Source organism: Streptomyces spectabilis (assembly GCF_008704795.1).
Taxonomy (GTDB): Bacteria; Actinomycetota; Actinomycetes; order Streptomycetales; family Streptomycetaceae; genus Streptomyces; species Streptomyces spectabilis.
In genome coordinates this window covers 9,016,913-9,031,929 of the sequence record NZ_CP023690.1, presented here as the reverse complement: position 1 = coordinate 9,031,929, position 15,017 = coordinate 9,016,913, and the positions used below count along the sequence as shown (strand labels likewise).

At 71.2% G+C, this 15,017-nt stretch carries 11 protein-coding genes; 10 read left to right on the top strand and 1 reads right to left on the bottom strand.

Translation table 11 applies throughout. The annotated features are described in order from the left end of the window. Nucleotides 1-48 precede the first annotated feature (48 nt). The 7 genes from CP982_RS38365 to lanL all read left to right on the top strand — a co-directional run bounded on the left by CP982_RS38365 (nt 49) and on the right by lanL (nt 9,212). Entirely contained in the window at nt 49-345 is a 297-nt protein-coding gene (locus CP982_RS38365) for a trypco2 family protein (RefSeq protein WP_170316584.1), read from the top strand. Nucleotides 346-682: 337 nt separating this feature from the next. Further along, nucleotides 683-1,747 (top strand): radical SAM protein, encoded by a 1,065-nt coding sequence (locus CP982_RS38360; protein ID WP_150514709.1) that lies wholly within the window; start codon nt 683-685, stop codon nt 1,745-1,747. 61 nt (nt 1,748-1,808) lie between these two features. Continuing rightward, nucleotides 1,809-1,892: an ALQxL family class IV lanthipeptide gene (locus CP982_RS43310; protein ID WP_223279873.1), complete on the top strand. Its 84-nt coding sequence runs from the start codon at nt 1,809-1,811 to the stop codon at nt 1,890-1,892. Nucleotides 1,893-1,977: 85 nt separating this feature from the next. Next, nucleotides 1,978-3,651, top strand: a complete 1,674-nt coding sequence (locus CP982_RS38355) for an ABC transporter ATP-binding protein (protein WP_150514708.1) — start codon at nt 1,978-1,980, stop codon at nt 3,649-3,651. Beyond that, on the top strand, nt 3,648-5,450 hold the full coding sequence (locus CP982_RS38350) for an ATP-binding cassette domain-containing protein (RefSeq protein WP_150514707.1): 1,803 nt from the start codon (nt 3,648-3,650) through the stop codon (nt 5,448-5,450). Before CP982_RS38355 ends, CP982_RS38350 begins: the two co-directional genes overlap by 4 nt. Next, nucleotides 5,437-6,495, top strand: a complete 1,059-nt coding sequence (locus CP982_RS38345; RefSeq protein ID WP_150514706.1) for a radical SAM protein — start codon at nt 5,437-5,439, stop codon at nt 6,493-6,495. Before CP982_RS38350 ends, CP982_RS38345 begins: the two co-directional genes overlap by 14 nt. Further along, nucleotides 6,492-9,212 carry a class IV lanthionine synthetase LanL gene (lanL, locus tag CP982_RS38340; RefSeq protein WP_150514705.1) on the top strand — a complete coding sequence of 907 codons (2,721 nt, stop codon included), beginning with the start codon at nt 6,492-6,494 and terminating at the stop codon, nt 9,210-9,212. The genes CP982_RS38345 and lanL overlap by 4 nt, the downstream gene beginning before the upstream one ends. Nucleotides 9,213-9,344: 132 nt before the next feature. Here lanL and CP982_RS38335 read toward each other — a convergent pair whose 3' ends face one another. Further along, nucleotides 9,345-9,947 (bottom strand): hypothetical protein, encoded by a 603-nt coding sequence (locus CP982_RS38335; RefSeq protein ID WP_150514704.1) that lies wholly within the window; start codon nt 9,945-9,947, stop codon nt 9,345-9,347. 112 nt (nt 9,948-10,059) lie between these two features. On the opposite strand from CP982_RS38335, the gene CP982_RS38330 reads away from it, so the two are divergent. The 3 genes from CP982_RS38330 to CP982_RS38320 all read left to right on the top strand — a co-directional run bounded on the left by CP982_RS38330 (nt 10,060) and on the right by CP982_RS38320 (nt 15,017). After that, on the top strand, nt 10,060-12,006 hold the full coding sequence (locus CP982_RS38330; RefSeq protein ID WP_170316583.1) for a trypsin-like serine peptidase: 1,947 nt from the start codon (nt 10,060-10,062) through the stop codon (nt 12,004-12,006). Nucleotides 12,007-12,369: 363 nt separating this feature from the next. Beyond that, nucleotides 12,370-13,902, top strand: a complete 1,533-nt coding sequence (locus tag CP982_RS38325; protein ID WP_150514702.1) for a pyridoxal phosphate-dependent decarboxylase family protein — start codon at nt 12,370-12,372, stop codon at nt 13,900-13,902. After that, nucleotides 13,902-15,017, top strand: a complete 1,116-nt coding sequence (locus tag CP982_RS38320) for a pyridoxal phosphate-dependent aminotransferase (protein ID WP_150514701.1) — start codon at nt 13,902-13,904, stop codon at nt 15,015-15,017. Before CP982_RS38325 ends, CP982_RS38320 begins: the two co-directional genes overlap by 1 nt.

Sequence of the window (15,017 nt, the reverse complement as noted above, 5' to 3'; positions counted from 1 at the left end):
TCGCATACTAGTGCGATACGAGATCAACGGGCCTTCTGGGGAGGCGAGTTGTCGAACGAACCGGGGTTCGTGGGACTGGCCGAGGTGATCCGTCAGATCAAGGGCGAGCTGGAGGCGGCCCGCCTGGAGAGCCCGGGCCAGGACCTGAGCTTCGCCGTGGAGAACGTGAGCCTCACCTTCACCGTCCAGGTCCACCACTCCGGAACGGGGCGCGGCGGATTCCGGATCGGTGTGGTGACGGCCGAACTCGGCGGCAGCGTCGACCGCCAGACGACCCATCAGGTCCAGGTCGACCTGACACCGGAGCTGGCGAGCGGGGGGCGGGTGAACGTGAGGCGGGACTAGATGCCGCCCAGCCTCACGTCGATGACCCACCGCGCCTTTCACCACCCCGTCATTCTATTTCCAGGAACACTCCCCCGGGCAGGAATAGGTGCTCGGCAATTGCCTGACGTAGCGGTGGAATTGATGCCTTCTGCTTCCGGATTGGGTCCGCTCAGTGGAACATCATTCGCCCCCTCAATAGGCCATCGCTAGGCTGGGCACCGCTTCGAAATTCAGTTTGCGAAGCCGTAGAAGTGGGCCGTTGACCACGTCATCGTTCCGACCGAAATCGACCGAAAGATTTCCTTACGGCAAGCGCGCGCAGCACTGCTGTGCCCGGAAAACGGGGAGTGGACCGATGTCGAGCCCAGTGGCGACCGTATCCGGTGGCCCCAATGTCATCGTGTGGGACATCACCTACTCCTGTCCGCTGCGATGTACGCACTGCTATTCCGAGTCGGGACGGCGCGCGTCCAGGCAACTGCCCCTCGTGGACATGGTGCGGGTCACGGAAGCGATGCTTTCGCTGCGTCCCGGGGCCATCGTGCTCGCGGGCGGCGAACCACTGGTGGTGAAAGGCCTGCAGGAGGTCGTGGACCGCATCGTCGACGCCGGCGTGCGGCCGTACCTCTACACCAGTGGATGGTCACTGCGCAGGTCCGCCATCGACGACGTCCTGGCGAAGTGCGCGGATGTCAGCGTGAGCGTCGACGGCGCGACGGCCGAGGTCCATGACGCCGTCCGGGGCAGGGCCGGCTCCTTCGACCGCGCCATGGCGACACTGGCGCTGCTCGACCGGTGGGTCGCAGGACAGCGAGCCGGTCGGGCCGAGCACTGCACCTTGACCCTGGACACCACGCTCGTGCGCAGCAGCTTCGACCAACTGGAGTTGTTCTGCACCGATGTCGTTCCGCGGTTTCCGGAACTGCATCAGGTGTCCATCGGCGCGGCCATGCCGATCGGTCTCGCCAGCCGTTCCAGTTTCGCCGAGCAGGAACTCCTCACCGATGAGCAGGCCGATCTCCTGGTCGATCCCCAGCACGTCGCATGGTTGCGTTCCCTCGTGCCGCCATCGGTCCAGGTATCGGTCAACGACAATCGTCTGCTCCGTTACCACCCCGACCTCCTGGCTCAAGGCCGCATACCCGCGATGCAAGTGGAACCGGACGGCCGCGTACGCGCGATGGCGATATACGAGGGCACCGTCGGCAGCCTTCTCGCTGATCCGCCGATGGAACTGTGGAAGCGCTCGGTCGCCCGGTGGAGCGACCCGTTCGTGACCGAAACGCTTTCGTCCGTGTACACCATGAAGGACTGGGCCGCGGCAACCCGCCGCATCGACTACCGGTTCGGCACAGCTGACGACCGTGCCCGTATCGACGCCCGTCCATCCGCAATTCCCCAAGGCCTTCCCGCCAGCTGAACACGCGTCGTTCGGCGGGAGGAAGTTCCACCGTTCCGATACTGAAAGGGGGTGTATTCGCATGGAATTCGACGTGACTGCCCTGCAGGTTCTGGAGGAGCCCGAGCCCGAGCTCGGCCTCTTCCCGTGCTGCGGCACCTGCTGAGTGCCACCGGTCCGGCCCGCTGCCCACGCCGCGCGCGTGGGGGCGGGCCGGACTCCCACCGACCGGTGACCGCCACGGAGAACCGATGCCTCACGTTCACCTCCGCCATGCGCGGCTCGCGCCCGCACCCGTCGTGACCAAGGCCGTCGCGACAGCCGTCGCGGTGGGCGCGGGGCTGCTGCTTCCGGTGGTGCTGGCCCGCGTGGTCGACCGGACGCTGGCGGGCCATGACACCGACGCGTGGCTGCTGGCGTTCGCCGGGCTGCTGATCGTGCGCACGCTGGCCGAGGCGGGCGGCGAGATCGCGGGAGTCACGGCGGAGACCTCGGTACTCGGCCGCCTGCGGCATCAGGTCGTGCGGCAGGTGTTCCTGCTGGGCGTGCCCGGCTCCTGGCGCCATGCGCTCGGCGACCTCATCGCCCGCCTGAGCGGAAACGCCGTGTCGGCGGCCAAGGCGGTGCCCTATCTGATCGAAGCCGGAGTGGAGATCCTGGCCGCGGTCTGCGGGGCGGTGGCCCTGTGCTGGATCGACTGGCGGGCCGGCCTCACCTTTCTGGCCACCGCGGCCCCGCTGGCGTACGCGGTCAGACGGCTCGCCCTGCGCTCGTCGAGCGCGTTCGCCACCTATCTCGCCCGGCTCTCCGACATCGCGGCCCGGTTGACCGACGCGGTGTCCGGACGCAGGACCATCCGCGCCTGCGGAACCGGCCCCCGGGAGGTCGCACGCGTGCTGGCTCCGCTGCCGGACCTCGCCCGGGCGGGGATGGCCACCTGGCAGGTCCGGCGCTCGGTCTCCTGGCAGGTCGCCTTCGCCCAGACCGTCATCAGGGTCCTCGTCCTGCTGGTCGCCGGCCTTGGGGTCGCCGACGGCCGGATCTCCCCCGGCGCCTTCTTCGCGCTGACCCTCTACCTCACCATCGCCCTGGGGTTCGTCCAGCAGGTGGACACCCTGCTCTTCCTCGCCGACGCGCGGGCCGGCGCGGCCCGCGTCCGGGAACTCCTGGAGGAACGGACTCCGACGGCCGGAGGAACCGCGCAGCTTCCGGCCGGGCAGGGCGAGTTGTCCTTCCGCGGGGTTTCCGTACGGCACGGCAGCCGTACCGTCCTTGACGCCGTCAGCCTGGACGTACCGGCCGGCGCCGTACTGGCGGTCGTCGGTCCATCGAGCAGCGGCAAGACCACGCTCGGGCTGCTCGCGGGCAGGCTCATCGACCCCGATGAGGGGGAGGTGCTGCTGGAGGGCGTCCCCCTGCGCGCCCTGGACCCTGCCGCCGTCCATGCCGCCGTGGGGTACGCCTTCGGCCGCCCGGTGCTGCTCGGCGAAACCATCGGCGACGCCATCGGCTTCGGCAGCCGGGCGGGGGCCGACGCCGAACACGCGGCCCGCATCGCCCAGGCCGACGACTTCATCCGCAGGCTCCCGGCCGGGTACCACACCAGGCTCGACCAAGCCCCGCTCTCCGGTGGGGAGCGGCAGCGCATCGGGCTGGCGCGGGCGATCGCCGGTCAACGGCGCGTACTGGTCCTGGACGACGCCACATCCAGCCTGGACACCGTCACCGAGGCCAAACTGGCCGCCGCGTTCACCGAAGGCCTTGCCGACCGCACCAGGCTGGTGATCGCGCACCGCGCCGTCACGGCGGCGCGGGCCGACCTGGTGGCCTGGATCGACGAGGGCCGCGTCCGGGCGGTCGCGCCCCATCACACCCTGTGGGCCACCGATCCCCGATACCGCGCCGTCTTCGGGAGCGCCGCGTGAACGGCACCGGGCGCACGCTGCTGCTCAGTGTGGTCCGCGAGCGGCGGAGCACACTGGCGTGGATCCTGCTCTGGTCCATCGTCGAAACCGCCCCCGTGGGAGTCTCGGGGCTGCTGATCGCCACGGCGATCGACCACTTCCTGTCCCACGACGTACCGCCCGCCACCGTGGCACTCGCCGCGCTGCTTGTGGCCGCACTGGTCGGGGCGGTCGCCACCCGCCGCCTCTTCCCCCTGATGGCCGCCGTCATCGAACCGGTGCGGGACGCCTTCGTCACCGCGCTGGTGGAGGGCGTGCTCACCGATGCCGTCCGCTCGGCCCGCCCGCCGGACCTGGCGTCCGTCGCCCGGCTCACCCAGCAGGTCCAGACGGTCAGGGAGGTCCTGCACGCCGGGCTCCGCATCGTCCGCCAGATCGTGTTCGCCTCGGTGGCCGCGCTGGTGGGACTGAGCCTGCTCGCGCCGCTGGTCGCCCTGATCAGCGGCGGGCTCGTCCTTGCGGCGCTCGCGCTGTTCGCCTGGCTGCTGCCCGGCCTCACCGCGCGTCACAAGGCGGTGCTGCTCGCCGAGGAAGAAGTGGCCCAGCGGGCGGGCACCGCCTTCAGCGGGGTCCGCGACGCCATCGCCTGTGCGGGCGAGCAACGGGTCATCGCGGACGTCGACCGGGCCGTGGACGAGCAGCGGCGCCGTGCCCGCGCGCTGGCCAGGGCGACCTCCGCACGGACACTGGTGGTCTTCGTCGGCGGCCAGCTGCCGGTGCTCGTCCTGCTGGCCGCCGCGCCCTCGCTGCTGCGCCACGGCTACGTGAGCCTCGGCGAACTCGCGGGCGCCGTCGCCTATCTGACCGTCGGTCTGGAACCCGCCCTTCGCCGGTTGCTCGAGGTCATGGCCACGTGGGGCCTGGAGATGGCGGTGAGCGTCACCCGGCTCGGCGAGACCTTCGCCGAGCCCGGCGAGTCACCGGGCACAGGCCTCGTCCCGGACGCGTACGACCTCCGGATCGAAGGCCTCACCTTCGCCTACGGCCCGCACGCCACGCCGGTCGTCCAGGACCTCGGCTTCGCCGTGCCGGAAGGGAGCCACCTGGCGATCGTCGGCCCCAGCGGCATCGGAAAGTCCACCCTGGCAGGGCTGCTCACCGGACTGCTGACGGCCCGGCACGGCCGGGTGCTGCTCGGCGGGGCCGACCTCGGCGGCATCGACCCGCGCGAACTGCGCCGCCACATGGCCCTGATCCCGCAAGAGGCGTACGTGTTCACCGGAACGCTGCGCGAGAACCTGATCTACCTCGCCCCCCGGGCCACCGAGGCCGAGATCGCCCGGGCCCTGGCCGCCGTCGGTCTGCGAGCGGTGGCCGACCGGCTGGGCGGGATCGACGCCCGGGTCGGCGCGGGCGGCGCCGAACTGTCGCAGGGCGAGAGGCAACTCGTGTCGCTGGCCCGGGTGTACCTGTCGCCCGCCCGGCTTGTGATCCTCGACGAGGCCACGTCCGAGCTCGACCCGGAGGCCGAGGCGAAGGCCGAGGCCGCGTTCGCCCGACGGACCGGAACGCTGATCGTCATCGCGCACCGGATCAGCTCCGCCCACCGCGCCGACCAGGTGCTCCTGCTCGACGGGGACACCGCGCACCTCGGTACGCACGACCAACTGGCCGCCGCTTCCCCGCTCTACGCCGATCTGGTCTGCCACTGGGACCACGAGCGCGGCCGTCCGCTCACGCCTTCCGGCAACAGACTCGCGCCTTCCAGTAACAGACTCACGCCTTCCGGCAACAGAGGAGACAAGGATGCAGATACCTGACCGTCCCGGCTACATCCTGTGGGACATCACCTACCACTGCCCCCTGCGCTGCACGCACTGCTACTCCGAATCGGGCAGGCGGCCCGCACGGCAGCTGAGCCTCGACGACAACCTCCGCGTCGCGGACGCGATCATCTCGCTCGCCCCGGACAGCGTCGGCCTCGGCGGCGGCGAAGCGCTGGTGGTTCCCGGCATCTTCGAGATCGTCGAACGGATCACGAGCGCCGGGATCGAGGTGTACCTCTACACCGGGGGATGGCCGCTGCGCGAGCGCGCGATGGAAGAGATCCTGCGGCTGCGGCCCCAGGTGCACATGAGCGTCGACGGGGCCACGGCGGAGGTGCACGACCTCATCCGCGGCCGGGCCGGCTCGTACGACCGCGCCATGAAGGCGCTGCGGCTCCTGGACGACGCGGCGGGCACGGCACGGTCACGCGGTGAACCAGCGCTGAAATTCGGCATCGACAGCACGGTCCTGCGCAGTAGCTACGACCAGATGGAACTCTTCTGCACGGACGTGGCCCCCCGCTTCCCGGAGTTGGGCTTCCTCTACCTCAGCGCGGTGGTGCCCTCCGGCCTCGCCAACCGGCAGAGCTTCGTGGACCGGGAACTGCTCACCGACGAGCAGGCCGCACGCCTCGCCTCGCCCGAACTCACCGAGCGCCTGAAGGCCCTGGCACCTCCCGGGCTGGAACTGGCCGTGTCCGACAACTGGGGCACGAGCATGCGCCCCGACCGGATCGCGGCGGGCAACTTCTTCGCCGCGATGGCCGTGGAGCCGGACGGAGCCGTCCGCGCGATGTGCATCTACGAGGGCGTGGTCGGCAACATCCTCGACGACGACCCGCTCCTGCTCTGGAAGCGCGCGGTCGCGCGCTGGCACGACCCGTACGTGGTGGAGACCCTTGGGCCGGTCCGCACCATGCGGGAGTGGGCCGAGGCCGCCCGCCGGATCGACCGCCGCTTCGGCACCGCCGAGGACCTGGCCCGCATCGACCGGCGCCCGGAGTTCGCCGCGGCCCTGCCGCTGCGAGGACGCTCATGACGTTCGGGGACCGGCTGCTCGTCGACTGCGCCGAGGCGGCGCTCGCCCGCCACGACGGCCTGGGCTGGCAGACCGTGCCGGGCGACTTCTGGTGCTACGTCGAGTCGCCGCGCGGGCGTTCGGTGAGGCAGGGATGGAAGCTGCACCTCTCCGCGACCCCGCTGTCCGCGCCCCTGGTACTGGCCCGAGCGGCCGACGTACTGCTGCGCCGGAGCTGCCCGTTCAAGTTCGCCAGGACCCTCGCCCAGGTCGAAGAGCTCGGCTCCCGGCTGTGCCGGCGGGGCGCGGGCGGCAAGTTCCTCACCGCGTACCCCGAGTGCGACCAGGAGGAGTTGGTCGACCTTGCGGAGGAGCTGCACCGGGCCACCGCGGGCCTGCCCGGACCGGGGATCCTCTCGGACCGGCCCTACCGGCCGGGCAGTCTGGTGCACTACCGCTTCGGGGTGTTCACCGGCGTACCGATGCTCGGCAACGACGGCAGCTACGAGGCGATGCTGGTCGCACCGGACGGTCGTCTCGTGCCCGACCGGCGCGAGGCATGGTTCGCGCCGCCTCCGTGGGCGCCGCGCGACCCCTTCCGTGCCGGGGCCGATGCCGCCCCGGCCACCCCCAAACCCGTGCTGCTCGACGACCGTTACCTCGTGCGGAAGGTCATCCGCCACGCCTTCACCGGCGGTACGTTCCTGGGCACCGACCAGAAGACCGGGAACGACGTCGTCATCAAGCAGGCACGGGCGCACACCGGCGCGGGCCTTGACGGGCAGGACATCCGTGACCGGCGTCGGCGCGAAGCGGAACTCCTCGCCCGGTTCGCCCCGTCGGGGCGCACGCCGCACCTTGTCGCCGTCTTCGAGCAGCAGGGCGACCTGTTCCTCGTGCAGGAAGCGCTGCCGGGCGTCACCCTGCGTCAGTGGGTGCGCGAGAACCTCGTACCGGACGACGGCGGGCCGTGGGGCGGGCACGTGTCCACGCTGCGCGACATCGCCCGCGAACTCGTGGACCTGCTGCGGCTGGTGCACGACAGCGGGCTCGTCACCCAGGACTTCAACCCCGGCAACGTCATGGTCCTGGCGAACGGGGAGCTGCGCCTGATCGACCTCGAACAGCTCGCCGAGGACGGCGCCCGGGTCAAACGGTCCCACACCCCGGCCTATGCCGCACCGGAGCAGCTCGGCGCCCCGCTGTTCGGGCCCGCTCCCGCGCCTTCGGCAAGTCTGTACAGCCTCGGCGCCACCCTGTTCTTCCTGGTCAGCGGCGCCGACCCGGCGCTGGCCCCGGACGAGCCGCAGGAGCGCACCACTGCCGAGCGCATCGCTCACTGGCTGCGGCGGATCGCCCCGCGCAACGCGGCGGCGCGGTTCCTCGCACCGCTCGTCGTCGCCCTCCTCGACGCGGATCCGCGGCGGCGCCCCGGTCTCGACGCCGTACGCGCCCGGCTCACCGGGGCGGAGGAGCACGAGGCACCCGCCGTAGCCGGTCGCGTCGGCGACCTCGACCTGGACCTGGACCTGGACCTGGACCGTCTGGTCTCGGACGGATTCACGCACCTGCTGGACTCCATGGATCCGGCGAACGACCACCGCCTGTGGCCGCCGGGGCGCGACGACGCGGGCACGGATCCGCTGAACGTCCAGCACGGCAGCGCTGGTGTGCTCAGCACGCTCGTGCGCGGCTGCCGGGCCGACCGAGGGCTCGTGGACGGCGCCCGGGTGGCGGCCGACTGGACGGCGCGCCGCGTCGCACGCGAACCACGCGTGCTGCCCGGTCTGTACTTCGGCCGCTCCGGGACGGCCTGGTCCCTGCTGGAGGCCGGTCTGCTCCTCGACGACGAGCGGCTGTGCCAACAGGCCGCGGACCTCGCCCGACGGGTGCCCGTGCGCTGGCCGAACCCCGACGTCTGCCACGGCACAGCCGGAGCGGGCCTGGCCCAGCTGCGATTCTGGGAGGCGACCGGGGACGAGGAGTTCCTGACCCGGACCCGGACGGCGGCCGACGCACTCGCCACGGCCGTCGAGCACCGCGACGGGCAGGTGAGATGGCCGATCGCCGCGGATTTCGCCTCGGCTCTCGCGGGCGTCGCGCACTACGGGTTCGCACACGGCGTGGCCGGAGTGGGAACGTTCCTGCTCGCGGCGGCCCACGCGACCGGCGAGACCCGCTACGCGGAACTCGCCGTCGCCGCCGCGGACACCCTGGCCTCGCTCGTACGGATCGACCGGGGCGCCGCGTACTGGCCGAGCGACGACAAGGGCGGACTCCTCAAGACCAACTGGTGCAGCGGATCCTCCGGGATCGGCACCTTCCTGATCCGCGTGGCGCGGAGCTCGGGCGCGGAGCCGTACGCCGCCCTCGCCGAGCAGGCGGCCACGGCCGTCCGCCGCTCGCGCTGGCACATGGGGACCTGCCAGTGCCACGGCCTGGCCGGGGACGGCGACTTCCTCCTGGACCTGGCCGACTTCCGGGGCGACAAGCGCTACCGCGCGTGGGCGGCAGAGCTGGCGGAGAGCATCGAACCCCGCCACGCCCTGCACCGCGGCCGCTCGGTCGCGCCCGACGACTCGGGCGCTTCGGTCACGGCGGCCTTCAGCACCGGCCTCAGCGGGGTGCTGGCCTTCCTGATCCGCCTGCGCGACGGCGGCCCCCGGCTCTGGCTGCCCGGATGCCTGACGCAGCCCTCTGCGGGCCGGATCGTCGAGGGCCCGGCTCATTCGGAGTGACGGGTATCGCGCCAGAGCGCCACCGCGTGACCTCCGCCGCCGCACGGCCGACGCCGCCGCCCTTGCCCGCGACGGCGAGGGCTCCGGAGCGTGGTCGCACAACTCGCACAACTCGCACGCCGACGTACGCCGTTATGACGACGCACCACCGGCACGGTCGCGGCGCCGGCGGTTCCACACCAGGACCCCGCCGAGCAGGCCCCCCGCCGCCGCGGCCGATACGGCGCCGACCGCCACGCCGCGACCGAAGCCCGAACCGCTGTCGCTGTCACCGTCGCCCGGGCCCTTGTCTTCGCCGCCCTCGGCCCCGGTGACCGTGAGCCGCTCCCGCAGGACGATCGCCGGGTAGTCGCACATGTAGTCCTCTTCCCCCTCGCCGACGCAGTCGGCGTCCTTGTGGCGGAGGGTGAACTTCACCTCGTACGTGCCCGGCCGGGTCTTCGGCTTGATCCGGCCGGCGCCGACCCAGGCCCTGCCGGTGTCGCCCATGGCCGTGTCGCCGGTCAGCGCGGGACTGGACACGTCCACCGAGGTCGGCCGCGGATTGCCGGGACGCTCCTTGACCGTCAGCTCCACGAGCTGGCCAGGTCCGGCCGGGTCGCCGACGGACGCGTAGCCGCGCCCCTCGAAAGGGAGTTGGTCGGCGTGGGCCGCGCCCGCCTGGCCGAGCAGGAGGGCGGATCCGGCAATCGCGGCAACTCCGCCCCATACGGGTGAGCGTGTGAAGTTGATCATATGCGGACTTTGCCTTTCCTTGGTGCACATCGGTCATACGATCTTGGCCGACCTTGACGCAGTCACGCCACATCGGGTGACAGGCGTCTCATTCATGTGGGGGGAAACAACCATGCACGTGCGCAGAGCGCTGGGTGCCGCGGCGGGAGCCGTGGCCCTGATCATGCTGCCGGGTCTTCCGGCGTACGCGGATCCCGGCGACCCGACGCCCACGGCGAAGTCCACCGAGTCCGCACCGGCGGCCGAGCCCACGCCGGAGGGCAAGACTCCGGCCCCGCCCCGCGTACCGACGAGCAAGCCCCGCGCGCCGAAGGCCAAGACCGCGGCCCCGACGGGCACCCCGGGTGACACGTCCCCGGTGCCGACGCCCGTGCCGGACGGCGGGGACAACGACGCCCGCGCGTTCACGCCGTCCGACGCCGACGACTACTGGACGCCCGAGCGCATGCGCGACGCGGAGCCCGTCGTCGAGGACACGACGCGCAAGCCCGGCGCCCCGGCCGGCGCCCCGACCCGGCGGCCGCGCGCGGCCAGCAACCCCTTCGAGGGGCTGCCCATCGTCGGCACCTTCTTCTGGAACGACGGCACCAACACCGGCCGCTTCTGCGGCGGCACGGTCGTCAAGAGCCCCGGCAAGAACATCGTGATGAGCGCCGGGCACTGCTTCGACGACCAGGACGCGCGCAAGAACCTGACGTTCGTCCCGCAGTACGACGACGGCAAGAAGCCGCACGGCGCCTTCACCGTCAAGCCCGGCCGCATCTACGTCGACAAGCGCTATCTGTCCAAGGGCCCGGACGCCGCGGCCGACCTGGACTTCAACTTCCTCGTGCTCGAGCCTCGCGGCGGCAAGAACGTCGAGGACGTCGTCGGCGGCGCCGAGCTGAAGATCAACGCCGGCTACGCGCACGACCCGGTCCGCCTCATCGGCTACCCGGCCAACCAGAAGCGCCCGCTGGACTGCACGGACAAGACGGTCCGCTACAACAGCACCGACCCCAAGATCCCGGGCAGCTTCCTGCGCATCTCCTGCGCCAAGTACTCCGGCGGCGCCTCCGGCGGCCCGTTCCTCATCAAGCAGGGCAGCGGCTGGGGCATCATCGGCGTCATCGGCGGCTGGAAGACCGGCGGCGACGTGGACGACATCTCGTACAGCTCGTACCTGGACGGCGACGCCAAGGCGCTGTACGACGACGCGGTGAACAACAAGCCCCCGGCCGGGCGCGGCATCCTCGGCAAGGCCGAGACCTGGCAGCACGCCGAGGTCATGGCGGGCGGCTACTTCACCGACGGCAACGCGGGCTCGTGGGACTACTCCGACCTGGTCGTGCGCTGGTCGGACGGCGAGGTCACCCTGTACCGGGGCGCCGGCGAGGAGGGCGACAACTTCGACAAGGAGATCCGCCTCACCGGTCCGAACGGCACCTGGAAGCACGCCGTCACCATGGCCGCGGGCGACTTCTCCGGGGCCGACACGGACGACCTGATCGTGCGCTGGTCCGACGGTGAGCTGACGCTCTACCCGGACGTCGACGCGGCGGGCTTCCACGGCGAGGTGCAGCTCCAGAAGCCCAACGACCTCTGGAAGCACGCCACGTCCATCACCGGCGGCCGCTACACGAGCGACAACAAGTGGACCGACGACCTCGTGGTCCGCTGGAGCGACGGTGAGGTCACGCTCTACACCAACCTCAACCGCGACGGCTTCCACGGCGAGAAGAAGCTCGCCGCGCCCAACGGCACGTGGACGCACGCCTCGACGATCACCTCGGGCGACTTCACCGGCAACGACCAGCACGACCTCATGGTGCGCTGGACGGACGGCGAGCTGACGCTCTACAAGGACATCGACCAGAACGGCTTCCACGGCGAGGTCCAGGTCAAGAAGCCCAACCGGCTCTGGACGCACGCCACCATCCTCGGCGCGGGCGACTACACCGAGAACAAGCACCCGGACGACTTCCTGGTGCGCTGGTCCGACGGCGAGGTCTCGATGTACCCGGACGCCGACGAGACCGGTCTGAACCGGGAGATCACGCTGGTGTACCCGCCCGCCTGACGGCCACCGGTACGCGCGTGACAACACGCTGACGGGCCCCTCTCCTTCGGGAGAGGGGCCCTTTCGCGTGGCCGCACGGTGGCCGTGACCTCCTTGGGGTTGCCCAACCGCGGATAAAGGTTTCTTTACGCGGTTCCCTGCTGACATGGGCGCGGGCATGACAGATGATCTTCGAGTGCGCGGGGCGGGCTGACCACCACCCGCGCCTTCGCACCAGGGGGAATCACCACGAGAACCGCGCGATGCGCCCAGTCGGCGCCGCGCCTCGTTTCCATGCGCACAGGGGCCCGTTGCCGTGTCCCGCGCGCCCTTTTGTCGACGTACCGATGTACCGACGTACCGATCAATGACACAGGAGTCGTCATGCCGCCTGTTCCGCCTGTTCCTCAAGCCGACCGGACCCGTCCGTTCTCCGCCGAAAGCCGTGACGAGACGGCCGCGTTGCTGACCAAGGCGCTCCAGTTGGGGCTCGACTTCAAGCTGCAGCCGGAGGTGTTCCGCGAGCGCGTGCCCTCCGCCGAGGCGCGCGACCGTCTGGTGACGGAGCTGCCCGAGCGTCCGGCGAGCGTCGACGAGGCCCTCGCCGAGTTCACCGACACCATGCTGCCGCTGTGCAAGAACGAGGCGAGCCCGCAGTTCCTCGGCTTCGGCGACACGGGGGACGACGTCGGCGCGCTCACCGGCGGCGTCCTGGCCCTGCTCACCCAGCAGAACCTCATCAACCAGAGCTTCGACTCGCCGAGCGCGACCTTCGTCGAGACCACGGCCCTGCGCTGGCTCAGGGAGCTCATCGGCTTCACCAACCCGCCGGTCGGGGAACTCTCCACGGTGTTCGACGTCGGCGGGGTCATCACCCACGGCGGCACGATGAGCAACTCCCTCGCGATGATGCTGGCCCGCGAGCACAAGGTGCCGGGAACCATGGAGCACGGCGTGCGGGACCCCGGGCAGTACTCGATCGTCGTCCCGCGCGACATCGGCCACTACAGCGTGAAGAGCGCGCTGAAGTGGATCGGCCTCGGCTACCAGGTCATCGAGGTGGACACCGACGGGTTCCGCTACGACCTGAAGGCCCTGGAGCGGACCCTGCGCGAGCACGCGGGCCGCGTGATGTCCGTGGTGGCGTACGCCGGTGACAGCCGCACCCAGACCGTGGACGACCTGCGCGGCGTGCGCGACGTCGTGCGGGCCGCGGACGAGGACATCTGGCTGCACGCGGACGCCTGCTGGGGGCTGCTGTGCTCCTTCAGCGACGCGCTGCGGGGCAGGATCGCGGGCATCGAGGACTACGACAGCGTGACCGTGGACCCGCACAAGGTCATGGGTGTGCCGCACAGCCTCGGCGCGATCCTGGTCCGGGACCCGGCCGCCCTCCGGGCGATCTCCAGCCACTCGGGCCTCATCATGGGCGACGACTTCGACTTCGGCCAGGTCACCCCGTTCGTCGGCACCAAGGCGTGGCTGTCGCTGAAGCTGTGGATGATGATGCGCACCCACGGCCGCTCCGGCCTCGCGCGCCTCGCCGAGGACCGCGTCGGCACCGCGCGGCGGTTCGCCGATCTCGTCGACGCGCGCAGCCGTCTGATCCGGCTGCACCCGGTGGACATGATGGCGGTCACCTTCATGTACGTACCCGCCGACGTGGACGTGACGGCCCCGGACATCGAGCGGATCAACGAGGCCAATCTGCGCATCCACGAGCGCATGCTCGCCGACGGGATCTGGCATCTGCACCACTTCGGGCTGCCGGACGACGCGGGCGTCCTGAAGTACGGGGCGACCTTGTACCCGATGCGGTTCATGGCGGCCAACCCGCGCATCGAGGAGCACCACATGACGGGGGTCCTCGACTATGTCCTCGCTCTCGGCGCGCAGTTCGACGAGGGGCAGCTGTGATGGAGCGTCACAACGCCCTCGGAGTACGGGAATTCCCGTCTCTCACGCCCTTCCGCGCCAGCCCCGTCGCGCACGACCCGCACGACGTGCTGCGCTTGGCCCTGTCCGAGAACCCGCTCGGCGCCTCGCCGAAGGCCATGGCCGCCGCGCGGGCCGCCGTCGAACAGGCCCACTGGTACCCGCACTCCGACGGCGAGCCCCTGCGCGGCCGACTGGCCGCCCACTACGGCCTGCCCGGGCACAAGGTGATCGTCGGCAACGGCGTCGACGAGATCATCCTCCTCGCCGCGCTCGCCACCTCCGGCCAGAGCCGCCCCACGGTGATCACCGCCAACACCTTCGCCGGGTACGCGGCCTCGCTGGAGACCGCAGGACACGCCGTGACCACGGTGCCGCTGGCGACGTCCGGAGGGGTCGACCTGGACGCCGTCTGCGAGGCGGCGAGCCGCGCAGCCTGCGTCGTGGCGTGCAATCCGCACAACCCGATGGGCACCGTCCTCAGCGCCGACCAGGTGCAGGCCCTCGTCGAGGCGTGTGCCGACGCCGGAGCCCTGCTGATCCTGGACGAGGCGTACGCGGAGTTCGCCGATGCCACCCGGTTCGGCAGCGGTCTGCCGCATCTGCACCGGCCCGGCGTCGTGGTCCTGCGCACCTTCTCCAAGGCGTACGGGCTCGCGGGATTGCGCTGCGGCTACGCGCTCGGCGACGAGGACCTCATCGCCGCGATGACCGCGATCCGTACGGCCCTGCCCTACAACACCAACCGCGTGGCCCTGGCCGCGGCGGCCGCCGCCCTGGCCGACCAGGACCACCTGCGGACCGTGGTCGACGAGTGCACGGCGGCGCGGCAGGTCCTGACGTCGGGCCTCGCACACATGGGCGTGCCCACCCTGCCCTCGCAGACCAACTTCGTGCTCGCCCGCCTGGGCGACGGCGCCGACGACGCCGGGGCCGTCATCGCCCGCCTCGCGGACCGGCACGGCATCCACATCCGGGACATGACGGGCCTGGGCCTCCCCGGCTGGGCGCGGATCAGCGTTCCCCGTACCCGCGACGTGCCGCTGTTGACCACCTCGCTGCGGTGTGCCCTGGCGGCACCGGACGCGTCCGTCTGA

What these genes read in the sequence shown, in the direction of transcription:
- CP982_RS38360 (WP_150514709.1), top strand. Translation starts at nt 683, where the DNA reads ATGTCGAGCCCAGTGGCGACCGTATCCGGTGGCCCCAATGTCATCGTG.
- CP982_RS43310 (WP_223279873.1), top strand. Translation starts at nt 1,809, where the DNA reads ATGGAATTCGACGTGACTGCCCTGCAGGTTCTGGAGGAGCCCGAGCCC.
- CP982_RS38355 (WP_150514708.1), top strand. Translation starts at nt 1,978, where the DNA reads ATGCCTCACGTTCACCTCCGCCATGCGCGGCTCGCGCCCGCACCCGTC.
- CP982_RS38345 (WP_150514706.1), top strand. Translation starts at nt 5,437, where the DNA reads ATGCAGATACCTGACCGTCCCGGCTACATCCTGTGGGACATCACCTAC.
- lanL (WP_150514705.1), top strand. Translation starts at nt 6,492, where the DNA reads ATGACGTTCGGGGACCGGCTGCTCGTCGACTGCGCCGAGGCGGCGCTC.
- CP982_RS38335 (WP_150514704.1), bottom strand. Translation starts at nt 9,947, where the DNA reads ATGATCAACTTCACACGCTCACCCGTATGGGGCGGAGTTGCCGCGATT.
- CP982_RS38330 (WP_170316583.1), top strand. Translation starts at nt 10,060, where the DNA reads ATGCACGTGCGCAGAGCGCTGGGTGCCGCGGCGGGAGCCGTGGCCCTG.
- CP982_RS38325 (WP_150514702.1), top strand. Translation starts at nt 12,370, where the DNA reads ATGCCGCCTGTTCCGCCTGTTCCTCAAGCCGACCGGACCCGTCCGTTC.
- CP982_RS38320 (WP_150514701.1), top strand. Translation starts at nt 13,902, where the DNA reads ATGGAGCGTCACAACGCCCTCGGAGTACGGGAATTCCCGTCTCTCACG.